25 protein-coding genes and 1 pseudogene are annotated in these 26,912 nt (G+C 58.6%); 18 read left to right on the forward strand and 8 right to left on the reverse strand.

From position 1 onward, the window contains the following. The 7 genes and pseudogenes from RAD04_RS04585 to RAD04_RS04615 form a co-directional block, all read left to right on the forward strand. On the forward strand, nt 1-213 hold a 213-nt coding region (locus tag RAD04_RS04585; RefSeq protein ID WP_461622823.1), incomplete at its 5' end, for a hypothetical protein. 295 nt (nt 214-508) lie between these two features. Next, the gene (locus tag RAD04_RS04590; RefSeq protein ID WP_461622824.1) at nt 509-1,369 is read left to right on the forward strand and encodes a TIR domain-containing protein; all 861 of its coding nucleotides are present in this window, start codon (nt 509-511) and stop codon (nt 1,367-1,369) included. A 113-nt stretch (nt 1,370-1,482) separates the two neighbouring features. After that, nucleotides 1,483-1,971 (forward strand): annotated as a pseudogene (locus RAD04_RS04595) (transposase); the annotation flags it as partial. A gap of 445 nt (nt 1,972-2,416) precedes the next feature. Next, nucleotides 2,417-2,707, forward strand: a complete 291-nt coding sequence (locus tag RAD04_RS04600) for a DUF3892 domain-containing protein (protein WP_461623159.1) — start codon at nt 2,417-2,419, stop codon at nt 2,705-2,707. 308 nt (nt 2,708-3,015) lie between these two features. Further along, complete coding sequence (locus tag RAD04_RS04605) at nt 3,016-3,303, forward strand: hypothetical protein (RefSeq protein WP_461622825.1); 288 nt, start codon at nt 3,016-3,018, stop codon at nt 3,301-3,303. Between the two features lie 15 nt (nt 3,304-3,318). After that, nucleotides 3,319-4,140 carry a hypothetical protein gene (locus RAD04_RS04610; RefSeq protein WP_461622826.1) on the forward strand — a complete coding sequence of 274 codons (822 nt, stop codon included), beginning with the start codon at nt 3,319-3,321 and terminating at the stop codon, nt 4,138-4,140. Between the two features lie 262 nt (nt 4,141-4,402). Continuing rightward, entirely contained in the window at nt 4,403-4,555 is a 153-nt protein-coding gene (locus RAD04_RS04615; protein WP_461622827.1) for a hypothetical protein, read from the forward strand. A gap of 93 nt (nt 4,556-4,648) precedes the next feature. Here the strand turns inward: RAD04_RS04615 and RAD04_RS04620 are convergent, their stop codons facing one another. Both RAD04_RS04620 and RAD04_RS04625 read right to left on the reverse strand, forming a co-directional pair. Continuing rightward, entirely contained in the window at nt 4,649-10,642 is a 5,994-nt protein-coding gene (locus RAD04_RS04620) for a DUF3320 domain-containing protein (protein ID WP_461622828.1), read from the reverse strand. 510 nt (nt 10,643-11,152) lie between these two features. After that, nucleotides 11,153-12,466, reverse strand: coding sequence for a DUF2130 domain-containing protein (locus RAD04_RS04625; protein WP_461622829.1), 1,314 nt, complete (start codon nt 12,464-12,466; stop codon nt 11,153-11,155). Nucleotides 12,467-12,887: 421 nt separating this feature from the next. On the opposite strand from RAD04_RS04625, the gene RAD04_RS04630 reads away from it, so the two are divergent. The 10 genes from RAD04_RS04630 to RAD04_RS04675 all read left to right on the forward strand — a co-directional run bounded on the left by RAD04_RS04630 (nt 12,888) and on the right by RAD04_RS04675 (nt 20,706). Next, on the forward strand, nt 12,888-13,115 hold the full coding sequence (locus RAD04_RS04630; RefSeq protein WP_461622830.1) for a hypothetical protein: 228 nt from the start codon (nt 12,888-12,890) through the stop codon (nt 13,113-13,115). Next, entirely contained in the window at nt 13,108-13,602 is a 495-nt protein-coding gene (locus RAD04_RS04635) for an AAA family ATPase (RefSeq protein WP_461622831.1), read from the forward strand. The genes RAD04_RS04630 and RAD04_RS04635 overlap by 8 nt, the downstream gene beginning before the upstream one ends. Nucleotides 13,603-13,701: 99 nt before the next feature. Further along, nucleotides 13,702-15,582 carry an AAA family ATPase gene (locus tag RAD04_RS04640; protein ID WP_461622832.1) on the forward strand — a complete coding sequence of 627 codons (1,881 nt, stop codon included), beginning with the start codon at nt 13,702-13,704 and terminating at the stop codon, nt 15,580-15,582. After that, nucleotides 15,583-16,155: a DCL family protein gene (locus RAD04_RS04645; RefSeq protein WP_461622833.1), complete on the forward strand. Its 573-nt coding sequence runs from the start codon at nt 15,583-15,585 to the stop codon at nt 16,153-16,155. Between the two features lie 184 nt (nt 16,156-16,339). Further along, nucleotides 16,340-17,098: an alpha/beta hydrolase family protein gene (locus RAD04_RS04650; protein ID WP_461622834.1), complete on the forward strand. Its 759-nt coding sequence runs from the start codon at nt 16,340-16,342 to the stop codon at nt 17,096-17,098. Beyond that, on the forward strand, nt 17,095-17,703 hold the full coding sequence (locus RAD04_RS04655; protein WP_458176426.1) for a DapH/DapD/GlmU-related protein: 609 nt from the start codon (nt 17,095-17,097) through the stop codon (nt 17,701-17,703). Before RAD04_RS04650 ends, RAD04_RS04655 begins: the two co-directional genes overlap by 4 nt. Beyond that, the gene (locus RAD04_RS04660; protein WP_461622835.1) at nt 17,696-18,967 is read left to right on the forward strand and encodes a hypothetical protein; all 1,272 of its coding nucleotides are present in this window, start codon (nt 17,696-17,698) and stop codon (nt 18,965-18,967) included. The genes RAD04_RS04655 and RAD04_RS04660 overlap by 8 nt, the downstream gene beginning before the upstream one ends. Before the next feature lie 12 nt (nt 18,968-18,979). Next, entirely contained in the window at nt 18,980-19,774 is a 795-nt protein-coding gene (locus tag RAD04_RS04665) for a glycosyltransferase family 2 protein (protein ID WP_461622836.1), read from the forward strand. Between the two features lie 29 nt (nt 19,775-19,803). Continuing rightward, complete coding sequence (locus RAD04_RS04670) at nt 19,804-20,232, forward strand: HEAT repeat domain-containing protein (RefSeq protein WP_458176432.1); 429 nt, start codon at nt 19,804-19,806, stop codon at nt 20,230-20,232. Nucleotides 20,233-20,484: 252 nt separating this feature from the next. Beyond that, nucleotides 20,485-20,706 carry a hypothetical protein gene (locus RAD04_RS04675; protein WP_461622837.1) on the forward strand — a complete coding sequence of 74 codons (222 nt, stop codon included), beginning with the start codon at nt 20,485-20,487 and terminating at the stop codon, nt 20,704-20,706. A gap of 26 nt (nt 20,707-20,732) precedes the next feature. On the opposite strand, the gene RAD04_RS04680 is transcribed toward RAD04_RS04675, so the two are convergent. From RAD04_RS04680 to RAD04_RS04705, 6 genes are all read right to left on the reverse strand, one after another. Then, nucleotides 20,733-21,107, reverse strand: coding sequence for an MFS transporter (locus tag RAD04_RS04680; protein WP_461622838.1), 375 nt, complete (start codon nt 21,105-21,107; stop codon nt 20,733-20,735). A gap of 1,247 nt (nt 21,108-22,354) precedes the next feature. Continuing rightward, a complete protein-coding gene (locus RAD04_RS04685) occupies nt 22,355-22,663 on the reverse strand; it encodes a GcrA family cell cycle regulator (protein ID WP_458176436.1) in 309 nt (102 codons plus the stop codon). Nucleotides 22,664-22,703: 40 nt separating this feature from the next. After that, on the reverse strand, nt 22,704-22,880 hold the full coding sequence (locus RAD04_RS04690; protein ID WP_458176438.1) for a hypothetical protein: 177 nt from the start codon (nt 22,878-22,880) through the stop codon (nt 22,704-22,706). 153 nt (nt 22,881-23,033) lie between these two features. Next, complete coding sequence (locus RAD04_RS04695; RefSeq protein WP_375865303.1) at nt 23,034-23,345, reverse strand: hypothetical protein; 312 nt, start codon at nt 23,343-23,345, stop codon at nt 23,034-23,036. Between the two features lie 163 nt (nt 23,346-23,508). Then, nucleotides 23,509-23,724, reverse strand: coding sequence for a dodecin family protein (locus RAD04_RS04700; RefSeq protein ID WP_461622839.1), 216 nt, complete (start codon nt 23,722-23,724; stop codon nt 23,509-23,511). Between the two features lie 329 nt (nt 23,725-24,053). Beyond that, the gene (locus tag RAD04_RS04705) at nt 24,054-24,545 is read right to left on the reverse strand and encodes a hypothetical protein (RefSeq protein WP_458176442.1); all 492 of its coding nucleotides are present in this window, start codon (nt 24,543-24,545) and stop codon (nt 24,054-24,056) included. 1,252 nt (nt 24,546-25,797) lie between these two features. Here RAD04_RS04705 and RAD04_RS04710 point away from each other — a divergent pair. Beyond that, entirely contained in the window at nt 25,798-26,532 is a 735-nt protein-coding gene (locus RAD04_RS04710; protein ID WP_461622840.1) for a hypothetical protein, read from the forward strand. The last annotated feature ends 380 nt before the right edge of the window (nt 26,533-26,912 follow it).

The raw sequence follows: 26,912 nt of genomic DNA on the forward strand, positions 1-26,912 counted from the left end.
AAGACCAAGAAGACCAAGAAGACCAAGAAGACCAAGAAGACCAAGAAGACCAAGAAGACCAAGAAGACCAAGAAGACCAAGAAGACCACGAGCGCCCCGAAAGCGACCGCAAAGAAGGCGAAAAAGGCTGCTGGGAAGAAAGCCAAAAAAGCACCAAAGCCCCCTTTCAGGGATGATGATGCCGATAGCTGGCCACGCCCTCGTGGTCGCTGATTCCCTGTCACGTGTTAGAAAGACGAATGTTAGGCGGAGCTCGCGTCTCGTTGAAGTGCAGATTTCGCTCTGACATGTCGGCTTCGATCTTGGCTTTGTTGAAGGAGCTGCCGCACCCGTCAGTTGCCCGACCACTATTGTGCGTTGACGGCGGCCCTTCGCCCGATAAGCCTATTGCATATAAATCCGATGCAATCATAACGTGTTGAGGGCGACTCAGCCGCGGCTGGCAATGCGAATCCCCCGTTGGGAACGGCGCAGGTCGAGCAAGCGGAGACTTGGGGAGGACGAAAGAATGGCGCGTCGCGGAGCAACTGGAACAATCGTTCCGCAACGTCCCGTGCTAGACCGCAAAGGTTTGAATTTGGCGATAGAGCGAATTCAAAGACGCATCTCGGAAGTCGAAGAGCTAGAGCCCCACGATCTCGAAAAATGGTCACCTATTGTGAGTGCTCTTCAAGCGTCGATCGATGAGACTCTTTCCCGAGCGTTTGGCCATGGCACCGTCGAATACGACCGATACCGCAAGACTGTGAATTGGGCTGAAGACATTCCATCATTGGGCGGTGAAACTACACTAGAGCAATACCGAAAAGACGTGATCAAAGGGAAACAAGAAGTCTTTGTGATGCTGCGCCAAGCCGTTCAAACGCTGACGGAAGAATTAGAGGAGCTTGAGCCCGAAATGACTTCGACGCGTCCGCCAAATGCTGATAACCGAAAGGTCTTCATTGTGCACGGTCATGATGATGCCGTGCGAGAATCTGTTGCTCGATTTCTGTTAGCCGCAGGCTGCGATCCCATAATTCTAAATGAGCAGGCGAGCCGAAATCGCACCGTGATTGAGAAGATAGAAGCTAACGATGACGTGCGCTTTGCCGTTGTGCTTCTCACGCCGGACGATGAGGGTGCAAAGAAGGGGGAGGCCCCACAACCAAGGGCGCGTCAAAACGTGCTGCTAGAGCTGGGGTATTTCATGGCGAAGTTAGGACGTAACAACGTTTGCGCATTGCGGCGTGGCGAGGTCGAGATACCGAGTGACTTTGCTGGAGTAGTGTGGACCGCGTACGACCCTGGGGGAGCTTGGAAGAAGGAACTCGCAAAGGAATTGGACGCTGCTGGTTTCTTGGTGGACTGGAAGAAGGCAATGACGTGACCAATAAGGGCAGGAGCGCATCGAGGTTGCGGCCAGTTCGAGTGTCGGACGCGTGGACAGACGATTGGAAAAGAAACTCAAAACGTGATGCGGAGATTGAGGATTGAACGACACGATTGGGGGTAGAGGCGCTGTACCGCCGTCCGCGCACCACCAAGCCTGAGCCTGGGCGCAAGATCTATCCGTATCTGCTACGAGGCATGAGATCACACGCCCGAACCAGGTCTGGGCAATGGATATCACCTACGTCCCGATGGCGCGCGGCTTCGTGTATCTCGCTGTCGTGCTGGACTGGGCGACCCGCCGGGTTCTGTCGTGGCGGCTGTCGATCACGATGGAGGCGGCGTTCTGCGTCGAGACATTGGAGGGACGCCTTGGCGCGTTACGGCAAGCCGGAGATCTTCAATACCGATCAGGGCTCGCAGTTCACCGGCGTGCTTGTCAACAACGGCATCGCGATCAGCATGGACGGCAAGGGCGCCTGGCGCGACAACGTGCTCGTCGAGCGGCTGTGGCGCAGCGTCAAATATGAGGAGGTCTATCTGCGTGCCTACGACAGCGTGTCCGACGCCCGTGCCTCGATCGGCCGATACCTCGACTTTTCGCTTCGTGCCGTCAAGAAGACGGGGTCGCCGGTTTGTTCCGCAATGCGAACCAAATCCGGCTTCCAGAGCTGCATCAGGTTGAGGCGCTCGGACGCTGCGAGTCCTATCTCTGAAGTTTTGCGGCCGAAAGAATAGCTTCGACCCCCCTTCAGACCTGACGGAAGCAGGCTGGATGGCGTCGCTGTAATAGTTGATCAATGGAGCGCCGTCGGTGCATCCGATGACTAGTGAAGAAATCCCTCCAGAAAGGGCATGAGAACGCAGAATTTGAGCATCAGAGCCAAGCCATTTGCATGCACAAATATCGCCATATGGCTACGCTCCTCGGAGCGCTGCGAAAAACTCATGGACTTTGCGCCCGCCCTCGGCAGCGACATTATCCTTCAGGACGCAGCGCGAACGAATGGGCGGCGCGGCACTCTCGAAACAAGGAAGAGTAAGCATCATGGACTATCGCATCGACTGCGTGAACAAGCCGCACCGCAATAGCCCGCATGAGCATATCACCCATGTAGGTGGGCCGAATCCGAACGGGGTTGGCCGCTGGCGCGACACCGTACCCAACGTCGTCCGCCTTATCGAGACCAACCAGCATCGCTTTTACACGCAGGAAGGCGCTGCCTCCGCTTGGATCCAAGTGCGCACGAGCGCGGCGGGCAACAAGTTCTTGCAGACCTATGCGGACGGCACCTGGAAGGATAACCTTCTCGCTCTCAACGAATGCGCGGTCTAGTCGGGAATATCAGATGTCAGTTCAGACAAGCTGAAAAGACGATTTGAGGAAGCCAAGAGAGCCTTTGGATGGATATTTTTGCGACTGTGAGGTTTTGACCCAGACAAGTCCGAGAGTGTATGGTCTGGAATCCATGCTTTTGAGTTTGCAGTTTCGCCAACGCTTCCCGGTCCTGCGCTGGCCAGATCGGAGGCCTTCCTCAAAGACAACGAACGAAATGCAATGGGTCGACCTAGACTGGAGCGTCGACGACTTGATTGTTATGCTGTAATGAAACAATTTGTAATTGTATTAGTATGGGGGCTAGGATGTTGCGTTCTTTTTTCGTCGCTTCGCTTCTGACGTGCTGCGCGGCGAATTCGGTTCGCAGCGAAACGATCCTCTGCCCAAGACAGAAGGAGCCGATTTGCCAAGACATTCTTCCGGCGCAGGAAATGAACTGCGATCGCGCGGCTTGCAACGTCGCGAAAAACTCGGAAGGCGGTCGGACGTCTTGTCTTTGGACGTGCGCTTCGCACTTCGAAAACTTCAGCATCAACGGTATTCCGCTCCAGTCGCTGCTCGACGCTCTAAAAAAGACGCAACAGCAGCAGTGACGCGGAGGGAAGATCATGAAGCGAACGAATATGTCGGCCGCCGCAGCGGCCGCGGTGTGCGTAACCCTTTCGGGGTGCGGGACTTACATCCCACAGATGCAGGAGGCGTGGGAGACGTCCCGCACTCCGGTTCTGACGGCAGGCGGGGATCTTGAATTTAAGATACGGGAAAAGATCTATTGCGACATCGTTCAGGCCGTGCATGATAACGACGCGTTGCTGCCGGCCCGGTGGGGAGTTCAGACTACCGTCGACCTCCAGGTTGATGAAACGGGGGCATTGAATCCCGGCGTTTCATTCATCGATCCTCTATCTGATAGCCAGTCGCGATCGCTCGGTCTGGGCGGTACACTCTCATCCCAAGGTACGCGCGAGGATAAGTTCGGCAATTATTGGAATCTTGATAAACTTCGCAAATTCTCCGGCGGTACTTGTGATCAAGACAGACCTTCGTTTCACGGTTCGTCGTTCTTGTTGGAGAGTCACCTGGGAATCTCCGAGTGGCTGCGGGATCGGCTCCAGTCCGAGCTCGCGCTTCCGTCATCTTCGATACCGAAGGATGCCGGAGATACGTTCAAGCAAGACGTGATGAGCTACCACGTCAAATTCGTGGTGACTACTTCCGGTACCGCGAACCCGGTATGGAAACTCGTCCGCTTTTCGGCCGGCGAAGGCTCGACGTTGGCATCGCTAGGGCGAACGCGGACGCACGATCTCCTGATAACATTCGGTCCGGCCTTCAAGCCGGGTACCGCCAATGTCGCATTGATCTCGCATCAAGCGCAGGAAATCGGCATCGCAGTCTCAAACGGCAATCGGACATTGGCTCCGAGATGACCCAGCCGAGAACTTAAGACTCGTTGCCGAATTGTCAGAAGGAGAATAGATCGAGGCGGCGAGGCCTAGACGCCGAATCGATCAGCGATCTCCTGCTGTGCGCAACGGTATCCCAATGGCTTCGAGTGTGTTGTTGCGGCGGACCGTAGGCGCCTGTGGGACCCGACGGACGGGATGCCGGGGCGGTTCCGTTGCGGTGTCTTCGAGTACAGGCCTTATCCGGGGGCAGCGGCTGGTTGATGCTGGTCACTTACCGGGAGCCATGTTGGACTACTCGGACTGGATGGATGACGCAGACTTTCCGCCGAATCGGGATGAATTCAACTTTTCGACCGGTTTGCAGTTTGGCGAAGTGCCGGTCGATATCATTCGCCACAAGTTGGCGATGATCATGCGGGAGCAGCGATTGCGATGAAACGGGCGACGATTTTGTTCTTGGGACCATGCCGCAAAGTTCGATCCCGCGACGTCCGTCCGTGCGTTGTTGCCGAGGCGCGTCGGCTCTTGGTCAGTTCTCATCAGACACTATTGCCGCCTCGAAGCGGTGACGCGTGGAAATTGCGAGCCGGCCGAGTCCAAAGTGTTCCTGCATGCCGCGGATCAGATCTTCATCCTCCTCAAGGCCCTGGGCACGAAGAACATCGCCAAGGCCCGCCAGTTCGGGCAGCGGCACATCGCCGTGCTCGCGACCGCCGCCGCCGCGGTAGGGCGACTTAGCGCTGGGCGACGTGTTTTGCGGCCAAATGATCTCTCGATCGCCGTCCCGGCTTGTGGAGAAGCGGTCTCGACCAAGCGCTGCCCGGATAATTCGCTGCACCGTTTCGCCCGAACGTTGGAAGCCGTGTGCGCGTGCGACACGGTCGATCAAGACGTCGAAATAGATCGGTCCTTCGATTTCGATCACATGGTCAATCATGTTGCGGAGATTGCCCCGATAGCCAACCTCGTAGAAGCGCTCTCGGTCGGGGGCCACGACTGTGCTGGGGTCAGCTTTGGTGTACATCCTCGGCATTGCGGCAGGGTCGGCGGCAGCCGACCTTGGTCCGCGCGCGTAGATCCTCGGCTCCTCGTCAGGCTCGCTGTCGTTTGCAGGAGCAGGGAGAAGCGGCTGCGAGTACGGAGGGTCGCTCTCGACGGCAGGAGCCGGATCCGCCTGCTCGTCAGAAGGTGCAACCTTCGCTGTTTTCGAGGCATCCTGAGCACCGACCGACATCTCCCCCGTGAACGGAAGCGCACCAATATCGATGGCCTCCTCCGGGGAAGTGTCAGATAGGCGTGACGCGCGGTCCGCTTCGAGATCGGCTGTCAGCCGCGTATGGATCTTTTCTGCAGCCGAGGAGCTGTCCATCCACCACTCGGTGCTCCAGATGCGCAAGATACGCCAACCGAGGTCCGTCAGGACCATCTCGCGGAGGCGGTCGCGATCGCGGGCGGTAACCGAGCGGTGATAGGTGGCGCCGTCGCATTCGATGCCAGCGAGATAGCGGCCCGGAAAGTCCGGGTGCACGACGCCGAGGTCGACCCGGAAGAACGAAACGCCTACTTGTGGATGGACTTCCCACCCCCGCCTTTGCAGCGCGTCCATCACGGCATCCTCAAACGGCGAATCCGTCCCGCGACCGGTCGGCGAGAATGCCTCGGCGATGGCGCGTGCGCCGTACTCAGCGAATTCCAGAAAGTGCTTGAAGTCCATCACGCCTTTGGCCCTGGTGCGCCCTAGGTCAATCTGCTCGGGGCGGAGTGTCGCGAACACCAAAAGCTCGCTGCGTGCACGGGTGATTGCGACATTGAGTCGGCGGTGGCCGCCCTCGCCGTTGAGCGACGAGATTTGCGCGGTAACTCGGCCGGTCTTATCCGGACCGACTGCGACCGAAAAGATGATGACGTCACGCTCGTCGCCCTGCACGTTCTCGATGTTCTTGACGAGAATCGGCTCGCGAGTTTGGTTCTTGTCGAAATGGGGCTCCAGGGCGGGATCGCTGCGTCGGGCCTGATCGAGCATATTTTCGATCAGGCGCTGCTGGTCGCCGTTGAAAGTGACCACCCCGATCGATTTTGACGATGTCTTCAGCCGTCGGACAACCTCGGCGACGACCGCTTCGGCTTCCTTCCGGTTCACCTTGGCACCGCCGCGTTCGTAGATGCCGCCCTCGATATGCACGTAGCGAACCGCGGTGTCGCGGGTTACCGGTGACGGAAAGGTCATCAGTTCGCCGCGGTAGTATTTTGCGTTCGAAAACGCGATCAAGCTCTCGTGGCGGCTGCGGTAGTGCCACGAGAGCCGCATGCTCGGGATGTTCGAGGCGAGACATTCGTCCAGGATGCTCTGCTGGCTCTGAACTGTTGAACCGCCGTCGTCCTCATCCTCGACGCCGCGCTGGCCGACACTGGTTGGCGGAAGCTGCTCAGGGTCGCCGACGATGATCACTTGGCTGCCGCGAGCGATGGCGCCAATGGCGTCCCAAACGGGAATTTGCGATGCTTCGTCAAAGATCACGACGTCGAATGGTTTCGCTTCCGCCGGAAGGTATTGCGCGATCGAAAGCGGGCTCATCATGATGCACGGCGCAAGCTGAGTCATGACGTTCGGGATTCGGCCGAAGAGCTGGCGCAGCGGTATGTGGCGCGCCTTCTTGTTGATCTCACGCGCTAGCGTCCCCCATTCCGGATCCTTGCCGAAATTGGTCTGTGTCGGCACCGCGGCCCCGATCCGCGCCTTGACGATCTGCCTGGCGAGCTCGCAGACCTTCTGGTCGGCGGCGACGAAGGCCTCGATGAGGGCCTCATGCCTCTCGGCCAGGAAGCCGCTTAGCACCTCGTCCTCGTTCACGATGGTCTCGGCGACCCAACGCGCGTAAGCAAAGTCGAACGCGCCGGCGAGTTCGTCGCGAGTAATTCGACCGTCCTCAACGGCATCCACGAGCGGCGATAGTCCGGCGGCGCGCGCAGTATTTGCTGCTGCCCGCCATGTCGCCCATTGCGGAGCCTTGATGATGTTAGCCTTCCACCGTGCCGTCCGTTCCTGCAACTCGTTGATCCAGCCTGGCTCCAGCTGGATGATCTCTTCGGGGCGATCGAGGCCAACCCACGTGCCAACATCCTTGGCTGCCTGATGCATGGCCGGGAAAGCCTGCTGCATGGTGTCAAACGCCCTGCGTACCTGACCCCCGGGACGAAAGCGTGAGATGTCCTGAGTGAGTAGGGCGGTGACGTGTGCGGTTATCTGTTCTGGTGGCACGTCGTTGATCTGAAAGGCATCGACGGCAGCTTGCAGGTCGTGAGCCCATTTGATTAGGGCTGCGATGCGCGCCGGGTCGCTATCCAATCCCCGCCACAACCGCTCGATACCGCTGAAATGCGGCCTCAGTGCTTCCAGTCCGCGAATCAGATCGCAAAGATCTTGCAAGACAATGAGGTCACGCCCGATCTCGTCTGGCACCTCGCCCGGGCAGTACGGCTGCAGATGGATACGTATCTTTTTCTTGCGGCCGCCGCGCACCAGCAGATTGGATGCGCAAGCCTCAGTCCATTCCCGCTGCAGGGTCGGCAAGTCGAGGAGCGCCGCCTTGAGATCATATTCGGCCGACAGTTCGGACGCCTTGTCGCGGATGCGGCCGACCGCGTCGGCCAGGGCGATCAGCGCCCGGATACGATGGTGAGCTTCTTCGCCGAGCAGCAGCGCGCCGTCTGCGGCGTCCGGGTTCAGCATCAGCGCAACCAACTTGACGAGTTGCGGCAACGAGCTGTCGTCGGCGACCTCGTTCAGTCCAAGGGAGGTGACGAGCGCGTCCGCCGCCTCGCACATTTGCTGCAGCGTGGCCTGCAGCCGATCGATCGCCTGCTGCAAGGATTGCGCCCAGGCTGGATTCCAGCGGGTTTGCTCGATACCCTGCAACGGATGGACGGACGGGTCTCCGACCGCCTCCAATGCGGTGCGGATGTCCGCGCAGCTCTCACGCATCCTGGCGAGCTGCTCCGGGGAATGTACCGTTCCAGCCGGCCATGTCAGTTCGATGTCGGCGAGGCGGTCGCGATCCGCGACCACGCGTCCGAAAGCCTCGTAGGCCGTCATGCCGTTCGCGCGCCTGCGGTGCAGCGCCGAGACCAGCCTGTTCAACTGATCGCGCTTCGTCTTCAGGTCGCCAGCGGCGGTCGACCAGTGCTCTTCGGTGACGTGATTGCGCTCGCGCCAGGCGGTCGCGAGTTGCTCCAGCACGCTAGATTTTTGGGCCTTGGTCGAGTGCACCTCGAGGCAATAGTTGCCGAGTCCGATCGCCTGCATGCGCTGCCTGACGACTTCGAGCGCTGCAGTTTTCTGTGAGACGAACAGCACCGTCTTCTGGTGGGCAAGGCAGTTCGTGATGGCGTTGGCGATGGTCTGGCTCTTCCCGGTGCCGGGAGGGCCGAACAGAACGTAGTCCGCGCCTCGTTGGGCGGCGACGACGGCGGCGATCTGCGAGGAATCGGCCGAGAGCGGCGCGAACAGTTCAGCCGGCTCGACGGTTTCGTCGATGGTTCGCGCGTCGATGAAGCCCGCTCCGGAACCCTCGTAGCTGTGGGTCGGGGTATCGATCAGGTGCCGCACCACCGGGTTGCGCTTCAGCAGATCGGTACGGTCGACGAGGTCTTTCCACATCAGATATTTGGTGAAGGAGAGTGTCGAGAGCGTAACCTGCTCGGTGACCTCCCAGCCCTTGATGCTCTTGATGTGGCGGCGGACGGATTTCCAGATCCCGGCGACGTCAATACCGGAGGCGTCCTGCGGCAATTCCCCGTCGAACTCCGGCATCGACAGATCGAAATCCTGCTTTAGCATCTGCAGGAGTGTCGGATTGAAGCGCGCTTCGTCTTCGTGCAGCGCGAGGCGGAAACCAGAGCGCACGCTTTTGCGCTCGAGCTGCACGGGTACCAGGATCAGCGGCGCTCTGTAGGGCCCGGCCCCGTCCTGCGGCGTCCATTTCAGGAAGCCGAGGCACAGATAGAGGACGTTCGCGCCACTCTCCTCGAAGGCGAGTCGCGACGCCCGGTAGAGATCGGTGAGCCGGCTTTCCAGTTCGGTGTCGGCAACGTTTGTGTGCAGATCGCCCCGTTTCATCGCGTCCAGGATGAAGTCCTTGCGTGCGTCGTCATTCTGGCGGTCGGCGAGCAGCGTCGTATCGCGCCCGTCGCTGCCGTCGAGCACCGTGGTCTTGCCCAGCAGTTTGAAGCGCTCGCCATCGGAGAGCCTGTCCTCGAGCAACGCGCAATCAGGGCACTCGATTGCGATGGTCGATTTTGCATCCTTGAAATTGAGCAGCCGGTTCTTCAGCGAGAGGTCGAGTAGGTTGCGCTTCCAGATATCGAGCCTGTCGAGGTTCTTTTCGGGTGCCGGCTCACGACGCTTGTCGAGATCCTCTTCGAAATGCGGAACTTCGCCAACTTCCTGCGCGATCGTCGCAATGTCGGTGACGGGCCGGATTGCCGGTTCGGCCGAGCCCGACAGGTCGAGAGGACGGATCTTGGCACTTCGCGCCCGACGTACGTCGATGGCGAGTTCGAACGGCGAGGTGGCGTCCTCAGCAATCAATTTCTTGGCCGCTTCGACCGCCTGCTTGAAGCGCGCCGGATGCGCACCCGTGAGCAGGGTTGTCTCGACCACGACCATTTCTTCGAGTTGCACGCGCTTGCGCAACATCTGGGGATCGTCGACGACGAGGCCGGAGAAATCCTCGTCCACCAGCCAGATGCCGACAAATGCATGGCCATCGGTGAGGGCAATGACGGGATTGAGGCCCGCTTGTTCGAGGCACGACGCGTACAGCAGCGTCAGATCGAGGCAGGTGCCGACCTTGCGTGAAAGAATTTCGCTAGGGCCACGGACCATCTGGCCAGAACGTTCGAAGCTTTTCGGCGGCAAGACGTAGGCGATCGAATGTGACACCAGCGCCGCCCAGATCGCCTCGGCGATCTCCCAGGCGCGAGCCTTGGTCCCCTTGCGGTAGCCATCCAGGGCCTCGTCGCGACCGGCGGACGCAAGTTTGTTGGAGGCTTCGCGCAGGATGACATCGATGCAGGGATCGGTCGGCCGGACGAAAGCCGCAAGCAGTTCCGGCGCTGAATTGAGGCCGCCCCAGTGCGAGGGCGGCAGCAGATTGATTTCGACGGCGTGATCGCCGAGCACAATCCCCGCCGCTTCGACCCGGATGCGAAGTTCGCCGCGCCGTGAGGCGTTGATCCCGGCGAGAAAGGCAGGATCAAGCCTCAGATCAAGACTGCGAATATGGTGGACAGTTTGGTCCGCAATACGATCGATGCGCCATACTCCGGGGGTTAGAAATGGCGGCTCCGATGTAAGATGGACTGAAACTCCCGTTAGATCGCTGCCTAGCGCGTTTTCGACCGCGAGATCCCGGATGATGGGCACGGCGTTCTGATAGAACGCGACGTTGACGTTATCAGCGGCGGTGCAAGCGATTTTTATGGCTCCGCTCACCGTGTTCTCTGATTGGATCCGCTCCAGCATGATTCGCCCTCAGAAAGCCCCATGCAACTCGTGCTCGCCCGGCACCTGACGTGCTTGAAAGCATCGCTGGTGTGGTCCGATCATGAGCTGTTTCGTGTATGGGAGGCGTCGGATATTCTACACGACGGATCAAATGGATAGGTCAAATAACCCGATTGCATTATATCGTACAGCGATCTGGCCTCTACCGGCCGAATCCTCAAAACCAATGCCCCCACGCACTCTTTTGACGCGATTATAAGTGGATTGCTCGCCCAGTTCGAGCATATTTACAAGCTAATCCCTGGGAAGATCGAATAATGTTGGAGCTTAGATCGAGGGTGCCGTGAGCTTCAGCAGTCCGGAAGAAGCTCGCTCACTTATAAGTACCTCTCTATCCAAAAGCATAAGGTCACGATTGATACCGAGCCGGTGTGACGGTCAAATCGATTGATATAAAGTAGGATCTTCCGGACCCCGGACTGGCCAGCCGCAGATAGGGATGAGCTCTGCGAGACTTGCCGTCATTTCTCATCCCGCCTTGCGACCCGGATCGCCTCCATTCTCCAACAGTGGCATGTCCAGACTTGGGATGTCCGGCATCGCCTTGCCGGCTATGGCCTGAAGATCTCCCACCATTCCCACGGTGGAGTCGATGACGGCCAATATCTGGGTTTCCCGCTTGGCCCACTGTCGGCCCAGGAACTTGCGTTCTTTGTCGAGATCTTCCCGCATGTCGTTGAACTTCTCGACCACGGCTTCCACACGCTGCCTGAACTTTGTGCCCGTCAGATAGTGATAAACCTCCTCCATTTTGGTTTTCTGGCCCCGCTGGACGAGTCGCGAACCGCTGATGTCAATGAGTGCCTGACGGAGAGCAACGGCAACCGGCAGTGCACAGCGGGGGTGCGTCACCCACACGCCGTCGACGAGGTCGAAGTGCTCCACTTGCTTGGGAAGTGTCTGCGATACTATGAGAGCAACATCAGCCGCACACCGGCGTTGATCGTCCCGAAGCTTGCCGAGCCATCCGTCGCTCCAAGCTTTTGTACGCTTCGATTCCCAGAGAATAATGCCCGCCGGCTGTCCAAGCGACCCATTGACTTGCTGAATCACGTCAGCGCCAAGCTCACCTTTTCCCACTGGCTCGACCAAGTCAGTCGGAAAACGACCGCGCAGAAGCCCTTCGAGTTCAAGTTCCAGGACCTCGCCCTGTGACTGCTGCGATCCCTGCTCGGCCTTACGCTTTAACTCCTCGATCGTTCGGGACATCGATTCAATCGTCTGATCTTTCTCCGCGATCCGCAGCCGGGCCGCCTCGTCAGCCTCTTGCTTGGCCTTTATCTGTATCTGATCGACCGAGGCCTGGACCCGCTTCTCAACTGTTAAGTCCAACTCTCGCTTCTCCTCGTCGAGAGCCCGCTGCCTGCGTATGAGTTCAGCCTGTGCCTGTTGCGCCTCAGCCAGCTTGACGTTGTTGGCGTCAAGCGCCAGCCGAAGCTCCGTCGCTTCATCTGTTCGGGCCTGCAGCTCTGCCGCCGCAGCGTCCCGGGCTTTTTTGGCTTCCGCGGCGACGAGCCGGCTGCGTTCCGTGGCCAATCTTTGCGTCACTTGGTCTTCGACCTGCTCACGATCCTTTTCGAGCTGTTCGCGCTCCGCTCGGAGGACTTCCGCTTTGCGTGCGATTTCCGCATCCTTGCTGGCCAGCTGTTCCTGAAACTTCTGACGTGTTTCCGCAAGAAGGGGCGCGGCAAGCGATTCCGTCAACCGGATCTCGTGATTGCAATTCGGGCAATGAAGGGTTGGTTCATGTGCGGCACCAACCGCGGTCGCGTTGAATGTCATGAACTCTCCCGTTCTGTGGCACCAGGCCGCGACAGCTGTGATCCGGCCAGCTTCGTTACACCTGCAATATGGCTTTAGCGCCATTTCAACGCTCTGGTCGAACGCCGTCGGCATGTGCCCGCAGCTTGTCCACTGAAACCAGCCTGAAACGCGCTCGAAGCAGCTTTGACAGGCAAGGGTGCTTCATCTCAGCCAGCTTGGCGCCCTCCGTCCGCGTTACCTCTCGCTTGCCACGAGCGGCCACAGCTGGACAACGAGGAGCGCTTTCAGTTGATGTTTTTCGGCGTGTAATAGGCCTAGATCGACAAAAAACGGTGCCGGAGCCCATGCTATCGTTCGGTACCTTTTTGTGCTCATCACACTCTCGCTCACTTTGTTGCGTTGTGGATGATGGCAGCACTATCAATTGGGGGCTAAGTGCGTGGAAGGTGAAGCAGAGCCGGCAGAGTCGCCGGAGGTATTTCTTACGACACTGGGAGAGAGCCTGAAGCAGAGAGAAGGCGTCGATGCCGGCCTGGCGGACATCCTGAAGACGCACATCCTGAAAGCTGCGCCCGCGCAGAATGCCGTCGCTCAGGCCAAGGATGCCATCCTGAAACTGGCAGCTGAACGTGCCAACCCTCCGAAACCGGAGGTGGCCAATGACTGACCCTTACTTCTTACGGTCCTTAGGACTTGCCGGGTTCCGCGCATATCTCCAACCAAAGACGTTCGATTTCAGCAAAAAGCGCTGTCTGGCGATCTTCGCGCCGAACGGAAGCGGTAAATCCAGTGTCATTGATGCGCTGGAATTCATGTTCTCCAAGGATGGCACACTCGAAAGGCTCGGACAGCGCACTATCAACAACCAGGCCGGCCCCGTCGCATTGGCGCACAATATGGCGGAGGAGGCGAAGACCGCTCCGGCGGTCACGATTGGCGTCGTCTCGGGCAAGAATGCCACCAACGGCAGCCGATCGGCGACAGGGGCGAAGCGGCCGATGCCGGCAGTGGCCGCGACTGTAAACGCCTGCTTCGCGGTGCCACCAATCATCCGCGGGCACGCGCTACGCACCTTCGTTGAAATTCATACACCCGAACAGCGCTACACGGATGTCGCCAATTGGCTGCAGCTCGGCCCGCTGGTCGAGGTGTAGAAAAATATTCGCGCGTTGCGCACGCAGGTGAAGGCTGCCTCGGAGGACGGGACGGCACTGCAGCGTGTAGACACCCAGCTTGCTAGGGAGACGGACCAGGTGGTGAACGCCTGGGATTCAGCGGCGATCCTTGCTTATGCCAACGCGTCGGTTCTTGCTCCACTCGACGCGGCGCTAGTGCTGGCGGCGCTGACGGCTGGTGATCCGGCTTGTCTCGAGCTGGGAGCGCGCGCTAAGGCCGAAGAGAACAAGATCGGGCTTGCAGGCCTGCGTCAGATCCGTAATGCGGCGGCCGTTTTGTGGGCGGAGGTAACGGACGCGGAGAGTGGCGAGACCGTCGTAAGCGGCGCGATTTCGATCTTTGATGCGACCGTGGGGGCGCTGTCAGCCGCGTTCGCGGAGGAAGCGGAGGAGCGCGGCAAGGCGGCGAGCACTGTCTTTCAGACTTTGTGGAATGCCGCAGAGCCGCTTTTCGCCGAGGGTGTGCCGGCCCCTGCTATATGCCCAGTCTGTGAAACGCCGGTAGCCGATACGGCGGCGGGCAGCGCCGAGGCGATCCGGGGCCATATCGCCAAGCATCTGGAAGAGCTGGCCGATTATGCCGCCGCCAAGAAGGTGCTCGACGCGGCCAATACCGCGGCGACCAAAGCTCACACCCAATTGGTGGCGGCGTTGCCGGGGCTTATCGGTCTCCTCGGCGACGATGACGCGGAACTGAAAGCCGATCTCATCGCGTATCAAGCTAGCATCACCGGCTGGCCTCAGGCTGCAGTGCCAGCCTCGGCCGATATCGTTGCGTCGATCGCCAAGCTGCTCGCCACTCTCGATCGGGCCATCACCGACATCGAATCGAAGCAAGGCGACCACACTTACATCAAGGCCAAGGCGAAGATCGATCGGCTGCTGGAGCTACAAACCGAGCGGGACCTTGCGCTGCGCACGCGAGATGAGCTGGGGAAGCTCTCCGACGCCTTGACGGCTCAGGCGACGATAATCTCGGCCGAGATCCGCAAGAAGGTGCAGGCGCTGCTCGACAGGCTTCAGACACCGATGAACGACATCTACAAGCTGATCCAGGGCGCTGGCGCCGCGCCGATCCGGTTGGAGCTGCCGGCGGAAGACGACACGAACCAGCAGCGGCTCAACCTCCTGATCGATTTCGCCAAGAACCGCACAGGCGTGCAACCGGGCGGCTATTTGAGCGACTCACAGATCCATTCGGTGGCGCTGGCGTTGAGAATGGCTGCGATCCAGCAGTTCAATGTCGGCGCGCCCATCATCGCGCTGGATGACATCGTCACCTCCTACGATGCCGATCATCGGCGCACTATTGCCGGCCTCATCGCGACCATGTTCGGGTGCAGCCAAATCCTGATTACCACCCATGACGAGCGGTTTTTCAACTATTTGAAGGACCAGCTCGAGGCAAAGACCTGGCACTTCACTCGGATCATTGGCCTCGATCCAGCCTACGGGCCGCGTTTCGCTGACCACAAAGTGAGCGACGAGATGATCGAGGCGCGTTGGGCTGCGGGCCAGTCGGCGGCCAACGAGATGCGCCAAGCCGAGGAGGAATGGCTTCTCGGCATCTGTCGGGATTTCGGGGTCAGCGTGCGGATCCGGCCGCTGGAGAGGCCCTATTCTTACGAACGCGGCGAGTTGGCCTCGGCGCTTGCCGGCCTGCTCAAGGACGCCAAGCTCGCGCCTGCGCTGGCGCCCGGGGTCAACAATCGCTTTCTCGACAGCTTGGTGAAGGGCGAGATCGAGAATTTTGGCAGCCACTTCCAGGACGGACCTTATGGCGACGGCTCGATAGGCGACGAGAAGGCGCGCTGGGAGGAGTTCAAGACTTTCCGCAGCCAGTTCGCCTGCAAGAAGTGCAGCCGGACGAAGTTCCAGCGGCCCTTTACTCTCAAAAAGCCGGTATGCGCGCATGATAGTTGCGAGGCGCAGTTCGAGTTTGCGGCAGGGGAGGCGTGAATGGGAGGGCGTTCAAAACCCGTGGAGCTGGCGACGCGCAGCTTCGAAAAGCAATGCGACGCCACGGCTTTCTTCAAGGCCATGCTTAACCGCTACCGGCCCGGTGAGCGGGTGAGTGATGAGGATGGCCTCGACGTTGCGACCCTTCTTGAGCGCCACACTGAATATGTCGCCAAGGTGGGCTGTGGCGTCAGCCATTTCCAAGTCATGATGACCGAGCATGGGACGCAATGCTTCCGGATCATCCGCACGGATGGCAGCGGCACGGATTTCTCTTATCCACACTGCATCTCCCAGCGACCACCCAGCCGTAAGCAGGAGGTCGCCCAAGCCTTTCGACGTGCCGTGCGTTTCGATCTCTACAAGGCCCGCGATAGTTTCTTCGCCGTCGCCGGTGCGAGCCGGATCACCTCTGGCGTTACGCGCGCAAGGCGCGGGTCTGGTCGGTCATGCGTCCTTACATCGAAGCAATGGTGTGTCCGATCGCGCGTGAGCCGCGCAACATCGGCGCATCAGTGCGAGCGCGACTCTTCGAGCGGGCACGTGCCGAACGATCGGTTTTGCGGGTTCTGATCGTGGAAAAGCCGACAGCTTATGAATGGGGCCCATTTACTCGATCTCCTCCTTGGAATACCTTTCAACCAAGCCTTGTAGTGGGTACATCACTCGCTTGATCCCGCGACTTACTCGACGATCGCTTTTGACGCTGCTCTCCACAGCGCCATGCTACATGTTCACTCCAGCCAGGTCTGCCAACATGAATGAAAAAAAAGAGATTCTTGCTGCAGATCAGAACCCGATCCCAGCGCTCCATATTCGGCGCGGCGGCAAGCGGCTGATAGTCGCCAGCCACGGCATCGATTCGGAGAAAACCGAAAGCGGCTTATATCTGAGGTTCGCCGAGTTGCTACCCAAAGACTATGACCTTCTGCTGTTTGACTTTCGAGGGAGCGGCGACTCGTCCCTAGATTCGATGGGTATGACGGTTGCCGGTGCGTTATTGGACCTGATGGCGGTCTTCAACTGGGCGAGGGAACAGAAGTATTCTACCTTAGAGCACATAGCGACGAGCTTTGGTGCCAGCATTACGCTACTCGCTGCGTCTGTTTACGATCTCTCGTTTCTTCGCAAAGCTGTCTTCTGGAATCCGGTCATCAGCTATCAGAACACGTTCATTCAAGGAATGCCCGAGTGGGGAAGCACGTTTTTCAATCAGCGTAGAACGGATGAACTTTCGAGAAGGCCCTATACCAAGATTACGGATTCGGAGTTCAAGATCTCGCCGTTGCTGACGCAGGAGCTGTTGCTCCTAAATCCGGAAAAAGTTGCTTGGCCCAAAACAATCCCACTCTTGATCGTGCATGGCAGCAACGACACCCTTGTGCCGGTTTCGGATGCGCAGGATTACGGACAACGTAACGGCGTCCGCGTCGAGGTCCTGTCGGGCGTCGATCACGGGTTCGACCACAAAGAGCGGGAGGCAATTGACCTCACGATTTCATGGCTCACGGAATGAGTGTATCGACCGTCGCGATCACTCAAGCGCTGATCGCGGAGACAGCGATCATCCGTGGCGATGTAAGCGTCGGCCATGGCTCATCGGTAGGAGCTTGGTCAATCATTGGGCATCCCAATCATGACCAGGATATCTTCACAGATCAGGAGACGCGCCGCGTCCAGATAGGGGCTGGGGTCTCTGTTGGACTGTGGGCCCTTATCCACGAAGGTGCAGTGATCGGTGACAATGTTCAGATTTATGACCGATGCACCGTTGGCTCGCTTACGAGGGTGGAAACAGGCAGCCGGCTCCTCTACGGCGCACAAGTTCATGACGGCGTCAGCATCGGAGAGAATTGCATCATCGCGGGCTTCATCGGGGACAATTGCGTCATAGGCACCGGATCCAGCGTCTTCGGTTCGCTTGTGCACCGCTATGATCATCCCGGTCCCGAAAAGTGGGATGTCACCGATGAGCAAGGCCCCACCTTGGGAAGGAATGTCATCATCGGTTGGGGCGCGGTCATTGTTGGGCCGATCAGTTTAGGTGATGGTGCGCGCGTATTTCCCAACGCTGTACTGACGCGTAATTTGGGCGAGGGCGAAGTCTATGGGGGTGGGTGAACAGCTTACGACCTACGAAGTGTTGAAGGACGAGGTGCGGGCTCAGTCGTCGTCCCATATCTTTATGCTTGTGGACTTGGCTGACTCAACCTCATTCAAGACCAAACATCAGGAGATAGAATGGCTCGCGCGCCTGAAGCGCTTCTATGATACCGTCTCGGAATTGACAGGCTCACTCGGCCCACGGAAGCTCCTCGGGGACGGCGTACTTATCTCTGTCATCAACAAGGAGTCGTCGCCTTCTGAAGTTATCTCCATCGCACAAGGCATCATCGATCGTCTGCATGAGACGAGCACCAAGTTGTTTCGGGGAGATCACAAACTTGTCGCCCGTATTATCCTAAATTATGGCCCGGCATTTTTTTTTGAAGAAGACGATCCGCAAGGCACCGTCATCGACAAGCTCTTCCGGATGGAGAAATTCGTCCCTAACGGCTGCATCGGCGCGACCGAAGAATTCGCAGAGTTTGCCAACCGCAAGGAACGGCCAGTCGCCCGGTTTCCCTTGAAAGGCCTGCCCGACCCACCCCATCACGGACTTATACTGCTACCCCCGGTTCCGGAGCAGCGCAAAATTGCAGATCTGGAGGTCAAGTCACTGGCGAGCTTGTTGTGGTCGTTTCCGGATATTGAGCCTTTGAACCTTGTCGGCGGCTATATCCGGACTGAGGATTTTCATCACGTTCATGTCGGCGACATGAATGCGAAAATCAATGCACTGCACGCCGTTGCGCATAATTCGGTAACCAATTCGAGTAATGTGTGCATTTGCGATAGTTCGGAATTTCGTGACGCGGCCTATCGCCAGAATATCATCTCGATAGGCGGACCATGCTTCAACGAAATCACCGGCAGGCTAATGGATGGCCTTCGGCTAACATTCCTAGACACGTCCGATGAATTGGACCTAACCCCGTTGCTTGATGAGAGGGAGAACCGTCAGTTTTGCGCCGAGCGGACCGCTGGCGCCTTGACCAAGGATTGGGGATTATTTATGTCCCGACAGAATCCGGCAAATCCGAATTGCCGAATTGTCGTGGCGTGCGGGATCGAAAGCCCAGCGGTGGATGGCATCGTGAGGGCATTTTCTCCCATTACGAACCCCAATTTCCTCGATCTTATGAAGGGCGTTGTTTCCGGTAGAGGAGACGTTGGTGATCGATTGCCAGACTTTTATTGTGTTATGCCCTTCTCGGTCGAGGCGAATGGTCATGCACAGCTGCCTTCCATGCGCGAACAGACAAACTACATACGGCCGCTTTGACAGGAGCCGCCATTGATCTCGATAGTCACCTGCATCTACGACCAAGATATCGACCTGTTCTCTGCGTGCGCCAAATCTGTGGCGGCTCAGACGGGGAAATTCGAGTGGATCATCGTAGATGACGGTTCACGGAAGCCCAAGATCGATGAATACCGTGATGTGTTGGCGCAATTGTCGCTGTGGCGATCGACTGAGATAATTGAACTCGACGTCAATGTGGGCCTATCCTTGGCACGGAATGTTGGAATCCCAAGAGCTCGCGGGTCCTGGATTGTAGTGCTGGACTCAGATGACGAGTTGGGAAAAGCGACAGTGGAAACGCTTTCCTTGCTTCCTTCCGCCAGCAGGCTGGCTTGTTTCGACGTCGATTACGTGAGGTCGAACGGAGGCGTAGAGAAGCGACGCATGCGCCGATGGTCAGAGCTGTATCGACAGTTTGGAAGAACGGTCGCGGACCCATTCCTGTGGTTTGATTTTTACTATCACGGAATGATCGCTCGGCGGGATGTCTTCAACAGTATTGGTTTGTATGACGGATCTTTCCGCGTGGGAGAAGATCAGGACGTTCTCTTCAAAGCATGTGAGCTCATCGAAGTGGACCAATTGCAATTCATCGAGGAGGTGGGTTACATCTATATGGAAAATCCGAAGGGTGTGTGCTACAGAATGGGCTCGTGTCGAAGCCAATTATGCAAAGTCGATGCTGGATGCGATGCGCAGAAGGGGAACACCATTCGAAACGTGTCGATTGGTGGGCGCCAAAGACATCGAGGGTACCTTCATCGACGAATACGAGTATTCGGTTGATGGTCAATGGATAAGCTGGGAGAGTATAAGTGCGGGACTTTAGCGATATCAAATCGGACTATGATAATGCCCGGTCTGCTGCTGAAAGAATGGATGCTATCACAAGTCTTTTGGAGGTCCGCGCTGCGGAGTTCTCGAAGCCGACGACATTTTTAATGAACGTCCTGCGCGATGATCGCGATCCGATCGTCAGACATGAGGCCGCCTTTGTGTTGGGCGACTGGCGGGCGAAGCAGTTGATCGCCGACGAGCCGGCCGCATCCAGCCTATGCAAAGTGGTCGAGGGCGATCCATCAGCGGTCGCGCGCCACGAGGCTGCGGAAGCGCTGCGCTGGTTTGGCGGTGCCAATGTGGACCGCGCGCTCGACGCGGCCGCGAATGATCCGGTTGAAGATGTGCGCCTTACGGTTGCAATGACAATTGCAAAGAGGGATCGCTTGTACCAAACCTATGGTTAGACGGCGATCGGCGTAGCGGCCGAAAGCCGAGGAGAGGATCACGTTGCCGCGCGCGCCGGCTCGGCAACTCGCACTGACGGTTTTCATCTTCCCGCCTGATCAAATCAGCTCCGCGACCGGTCATCTCGATATTGGCCTTTGGCCTGATCAGGTCCGACGTTCGCGATGACATCTTCTTGTCTTGAAAATCCGCGAGTTCGGATGGATAGTTGGATCAAGTCCTTGGCCATCATTATTCCGAGGAAGACGATCATGGCGATCCAGATCGTGATGGACAGTACTGGCGACAGCCGTCACTTTTTCAATCCAGACGATGCACGAGAGCTCGCAAAGGGGCAGCGGCGGTTCTACGAACTGACCGACGCCGGCTTCACCGCGGCGGTCCGGACGGGTCCGGCTCAAGTATCGCAAATGCGATCGTTCGCTCCCAACGCGGAAGAAGCCGTCTTCCTCCCCAGGCTGGTCGGCGGGTGATCGGCTCGCGCATGTTCGGCTTCAGATCACCTCACTCGCGTGAACGCCGGCGCGCGAGAGCTATTCGGGTTCTCTTCATCAGACACGGCGCCGAGAGGGGGCCTGACAAGAAGGTCAGTACTGCCGTTAGCACCCCTAAGCCAGAGGCACAGAGCTTGCGCGGTTGCGGCGTCGCTTGCTGCGACCAGCACTCCCATCATTCGCATGCAAGCGGGATGAAGCAGAACGAACGTTAATCCGTGTAACGGCTGTATCAACGAGAGCAGCAACACGGAGGTGGTCACGCTCGCTACAGACCAGCGGGCGATTCCGGGCGCAGCTGCCAAGACAGCCGCGCCACGCACGCCAAATCTGTCCAGGAGTGGACAGGCGAGGATGAACACCAACACTTGAGCAAACACCGCTTCCGACTACAGGAAGCTAATCGTCGAAGTGCTGATGTCCGCATTGCTCCACCTGATAACTGCAAATGCATCGTGCTCTGCATGACTGCCATACATCAGGGCTGATGCGATAATCATGTCGAAACTGCGACATGCTGATCAGCGCTTTCATCTTTGACAAGCAAAGGACGGCGACCTCTGCGATCGGGCTTGCCCAGGTAGCAATGCAGTGGCGCCAGTGGCGGCGATCAGGAAAGCAGCGTTCATCCAAATAACCGGCGTGAGATCGCCTGGGCTTACGAGTTGTCCGGCGATCAGTATTCCCAAGACGAAAGCCGCGGATGCAGCCCTCGTATCCAACCGTACTCAAATGGCCTTCCGGCGAACCGAGGCCTCACTGTATTGACCGATAACGCATCGGCGATCGAGGTGGTGGGGGCGAAAGCGGCAGCCTGAACCAACGCGACATGAAGCAACACCCAGAATGTATCAGCCCAGAGCAATGCGACGGCTGCTGGGGCCGACACGGCAGCACAGCCTGCGAGCACGAGGCGCAAATGACCCGAGCCAATCCGCCAGCATAGCGACTAACGGTCCGGAAACGAGCCGCGTCAGCATTGCGGCAGCGAGGATCAGACCGATCTGCTAGCGACGCTAGAGCTCGCGTTTCGAAAAATTGTTGCCAGAACCGAGATGCGGCGCCGAACGCGGCGTCGAGCGCAACGTACAGGACTATATAGGCGATTGGTGCGGGAATGCGCACAGGGGCCCTACATCGTTACTGTATTGCCTGCACGCCCTTGGGGACGGTTTCAGGCTAGGGACGCAAACGAATCGGAGACCCGGCTGCGAAAGCGAAGTCGGGCCGTATCGCACCAGTCGGATCAAGTCGATCCGCGCTGCTCGGTTCGCCAAGTGACGGGCGCCTTCTCAGTTGTACCAGCACTCCGGACGACGCCCAAAAAAACGAGTCCTGTAGGTCAGTTATGCCGACCAACGCCAATTACGGTCCGCTCAGCGAGTGAGGACATACCTTGAGTCGCTGACCTCGAGGATCACTTCGCCGTCACCCGAAAAAATTATACCGCATCTTGCCGAAATGTAATTGGGCGAACCGGCTCTTGAATGGAGGCGATCAGCCGCAGCGCCATTGCCATGGATCGCTCTCGGTCGGATTGCCAGCGCGCAGGCCACGTACACGACAGCCGAACCCGTCGAGCTGGGCTAGGCACTGACGGGAGCGCAACGACGTTCGTGGTGAGCTCTTAGCCAGTGTTTCTGACCGCCTCAGCCAGAATGGCGTGAAGCTGCTGCTTGCTGAATTCCTTAGGCTGCTGCCTCTCTGCTGGCGCGACTGGACGGGCGCAGGCTGCCGACGACGGCCTCAGCTTCGGGGCCGATCTTATCTTGGGCCGTGCTGTGGGCGGCTTGTGGCCGCGCTTCAGATTCAGACGGGTCAGCATGCCGCAGACCGCGTTACGACTGCACCCGAGACGGTGTGCAATCTGCGCCGCGCTCTGTCCTGCGGACCAGAGCTTTTTGAGAAGCGCTATGTCTTTCCCATCCCAGCCCATGGCAGATATTTATAGCGCCGACTGCCAGGCACGGGCTAGTCTAGTCTTCGTCCGGCTCGCGCACGACCGCCGGTTCGTCAGCAGCATCTTCCTCATCGTCGTCTTCGTCCTCCTCGTCTTCATCGGGATCCCGGGGCGGCATCGCGGTGCCCATAAGCATGAGCGGTGTCCAGCCGACAGCTGTGGTGGAAAATGCTTCGGAGGTGTGTTGCTTCATGTCGTTTCTGCTCCTCGAAAAGCACGCGCAGTCGAATATTCCTGACGGGCGGCACGCGCATGTCCAGGGCGCGATGGTTGCAAAAGCGAGTTGACATCAGGTCGATTACAGAGCGAGCGGCGGCACCCGCCACGCCACTGGTGACGTTTGCCGCTACTTCATGCCTGAAGACCCACTAGGCTCTATGTTCACCAAAACCTCGCCGGTGGTGACTTCGGGTATCCCAAGATCGAGGTCATGTAGACTCGCCTGAATAAACGCCAGTATCTTGGCGTTCGCTGCGTTGGCGCTTTCGCGGTCGTCAAATATCATCACGGCGATACCGACACCGTCGCCCGCATCCAGCACATGGTAAGATCTGAATCCCTGCGATTGCCTTAGGATCTCACCGACGCCGCTCTTGGCGCGACGAGCGGCGTCCGCTACCGAACGAACCTTCGTGTACTTGCGAATAACCATGTACATGGGGCTACCACGCGCCACACGCCCTCTCGCATCAAAGCATATCGGCCCCTGTCGGACTAGGGCCAACTCGCGAGATGGGCCACAGTGTCCGGTTGGGCGGACCGCGCAACGCGCATTTTCCAATGAGCCATCCTCGCCCCGCAAGTGGGCGAGGTGCTGAGGCTCAGGAGCCCTCGAACTTGAACGATACGTTGAGCTTGGCGCGATAGGCCTCGACTTTTCCCTTGTCATCCAATTGTATATCGAGCTTGACGACCTCTGCAACGCGAAGATCTCGGAGCGAGTTTGCAGCTTGCTCGACCGAATTGGCGGCCGCCTGCTCCCATGAATCGGTGCTGGTACCGACCAGTTCAATGACCTTATAGACGCTATCGGGCATGTCGGCCTCCTATTCGCTAGGAGCAGGAAATCTAGCATCACGATCTCGACGCTGATACGTCTCGGAATGCCACCGAAAGGGTCCGATTGGCTGTCGCTTTCCTGTTTGACCAAAAGAAGAACTCGGGCGGCGCCCTCCGGGGGGATTCGTTCGCATTTCAGCCCCCAGGGACGCTCACATGGAATCTCCTTCCCGCCAGTTGGCTTCAGCATATATTTTTGCCGGCCACGGTCGTCTTGCCGCTGTTCTGACCCATGAAGCGCTGGCATCACATCGGCATCAGCAGCATGGTTATCGCCATGGGTCTGGTATGTGCCGATGCCTGGTGGTCAATCAATCGCGCGTGCCGTCAGAAGCCATAGCGTCATCGTAATACGTACTCCGGAGCTTATGGAACATGGCCACGAGAACGTTGAAAGCGTGCAAGGCGTCGGCGGTGGAGCGTCAGCGCTGCGCCGACTCGCGCAAGCGCGAGCTGACCGCGAGCCGCTTTCATAGAAGACTTCTAGCTCGTGCTCTTGCAGGCTTTCGGCGAGCGCCTTCGTGAGCTCACGCCTTTCCCCGGCGAAGGACAAGGCGACGTCACACTTCGAGCGGAACTCGATGGAAATGAAGCCGACCTTCTTAACGAATTTGCTCCATAGCAAATTTCGCATGAAGTACATGAACTTCGGATCCTCAACCGCGAAGACACGTGTGTAGGGATCGCAGTGAAAAAAATTCTGTAGGTCTTTGTCTTCTTCCCTCAAGAATGGCTCTAGATACTCCTTATCGATGACCTGGCCGAGCGAACCGCGGATTTTGGAGTTACTCGCGATCACGTCGTCAACCTTGCACGTCCACTCGTTGACGTAGCTAGGTAGCGGAGTAAGTGGAGGTAAGGTGCGCGGCCTTCGCGCCGAAGCCGCTTGCCTCGTGCGAAGCTTGGCTAGATTGCACGGGGAAATTGAGCACGTGGGCCCGCGAACTGCGGCGAGTGACAACACGAATGGATGGCATGCCTCTTCGTCGCACGCCTACGGCGTCGAGATCAACCCACGACCTGTTGCAACTATCCAGCGGTTGCCCCAACGCACGATAGAATCGATTCGCCCGATGCCGGGGATCACGTCCCCCCGTGCTGCCATTCGAATCCCATCGGGCCCTTCGAGCACTGCCGTTCCGCCGCGAACGTCAAGGACTGCCCACCCGCCAATAGTTGTTGGTCTTGTCTCCGGGACCGACAGGAGCGGCCCCGCAGCCTCGAGCGAGCCGGTCACGGACATGTCCGCCTCCAAAACCGAAGAAGCTGGGTTCGAAGCTTCCGCCGATTGCGCCCCACCCGACGCTTTGGCCAGAGGCTTCGGAGCAAGGCTCGCGCTGACTGTGGAGGGCTGACCTAAACCGGGCGGTGTTCGCGAGCTTGCTGCTGATGCTATCTTTCGGGTGCTTTCGGCCTTACCGCCTGACTTTGTGTCCGGCATGCGGCGCGAAGCCGGTTCTATCCGAGCATTTGGATTGAGAGCCGAGATGGTTGCAGGAGCATACCAGGCACCAGCCCATCCCAATCCAAAACCTCCAGCCAATGCGACCGCGACGAGCCAAATAGTGGGTTTTGAATGACCGCTTGGCGCCAATAGCGCCAGGACCTCATCTCGGTTGGAGGGCGAGAAATCCGATCGGCCGAGCGTGACGGGCCACGTCGCGACCTCGCCACTACCCTGATCCGCGACCGTCTCGATTATTTCCAAGGTATTGGCATGGTGCAATTGCATGCTCGGGTCCCTTGAGGTCCCCAATGATCATGCCGGGAACTAAACCAACCCTTAACGACCGATGCACCTCAGCACGAATAAGACAGCGGTTGATCGCGCAGAAAAACCCAAGGAGTGATGTCCGGCGGCCGCCGCGACTCGACCACATGACGGTGGGGCTGTGTTTGCAACCTTGAGCGGCTGGACCGGATTTGTATTCGGACCCGTGGCGCACGTCAGGAGCACAATGAATCCATGGCCCCGCCAGATTTGAGCCGCATGGCCGCCTATGTCGATACGAAGGGTCATGCCGGGCGGGGCGCAACACCGGGAGTTTTCGATGTCCGGTTATTTGCGAATGTGCTTCGTCAGTTTGGTTCTAGTTGAAACTCTTTCGATGGGGCCTGCGTCTTCCAATCCTCTTGCGGATATCTTCAATGCTGCTGCACCCCAACCTACGGTGACCTCTCCACCGCAAGCGGAATGCTTGGGGCGCCCCGGCAACTCGACCCCCGATAGCCAGCATTGGGTCTACCGAATGGACGGGCACCACAAATGCTGGTTCCTGACCGAGGGTGTGGCGAAGGTGAAGAAGACCGTTCGTCGGCGCGTGGCGAAAGATACCACCGCCAGTTTGGACGAGAACGGGACCGTGCGGTCGAGGCAGACCGGGGTCGTTGACGCGCGCGCAGAGTTGCTGAGCTCCGCACCGGCCGAGCCGTCTCAGCCGCCTCACGGCGAAGTCAAGGTAGCTGATGCTGCTTCCGATCTCGATACGGGCACCACTCTGATGTCGGCGGCCCTCATCGCTGAGCACGGCCGCTGGCCCACGCACTCCGTGCCGAGCCAAGTCGATGTTGAGCAACTTCTCGCGGCCGCGCCGGCCAACGATATGGTGACTTCGTCCGAACCTCCGACTATCCCGATCGGCGTGCTCGTGCTCACTGCAGAGGCTCGTAACGAGGCGCCGAGCCGGACGGCAACTTGGCTTGGCGTCCTACTGATGATGCTGGGGATGCTCTCCATCTTAAGCTCGAGCCGCTCGCTTCGGCACGCGATGAGATTGCGCCACTGAAGCGCACTACCCTGTTTACCTGATCCGTCGTCGCGCCGTCGATGAGGTCTGGCGAGCTGGTATAGCGGAATTGCCACACGTACAAAGGTTCCGCGCGCATGCATTGAAGTTTGGCGCGGCGTTAGACGGACATTCGAGTACGGTCACGGTCCCCCTTTGGGATGGGACTGCATCATGCGGTACAAAGTGTTCGTGGTGGACAGCAGCCGGCACGTGATTTGCGCCGCAAAGCTCGACTGCATTGACGAGCAGGCGGCGAGACGTCGAGCCGAACAAATGTCTGGCGAGCACGATGTTGAGCTTTGGGAAGGTGATCGCCTCGTTGCTGTATTTCGAGGTGCAACGTCGGACGAACAATCGAGGCGACCGCTCCGTCCTAC

The sequence above is a fragment of the Bradyrhizobium sp. 25ACV genome, assembly GCF_054863005.1.